The organism is Pseudomonas onubensis, assembly GCF_965653655.1.
Lineage (GTDB): Bacteria > Pseudomonadota > Gammaproteobacteria > Pseudomonadales > Pseudomonadaceae > Aquipseudomonas.
The window spans coordinates 1-398 of the sequence record NZ_CBFHAZ010000328.1; the positions used below are offsets into that span (position 1 = coordinate 1).

Consider the following 398-nt stretch of genomic DNA (forward strand, 5'->3'; position numbering starts at 1 on the left):
AGAGAAAGATATCAACAAAATTATTGAGCTGCAAAAGGATTGTTTTCCGGGGATGGAGCCGTGGGAGCCTGAGCATTTAATCAGCCATCTCGCGCACTTTCCGGAAGGTCAGTTTTGCGCCGAGTATGAAGGGGAAATTATCGGTTCATGCTCAAGCCTGATCATCAATTTCGATGAATATGATGACCGCCACACGTGGCAGGACATTACAGACGACGGTTATATCACGAACCACAACCCGGACGGATTGAATCTGTACGGGATTGAGGTAATGGTTCACCCGGAATACAGGCGGATGAAAATCGGACACCGGCTGTATGAGGCGAGAAAAGACTTGGCGAGACGATTGAATCTGAAAAGCATCATTATCGGCGGGCGGATTCCGAATTATCATAAGT

Annotated in this window: 1 protein-coding gene; it reads left to right on the forward strand. The window is 47.5% G+C overall.

The features are described from left to right. On the forward strand, positions 1-398 hold a 398-nt coding region (locus tag ACTD9P_RS30190; RefSeq protein ID WP_438870510.1), incomplete at both ends, for a GNAT family N-acetyltransferase.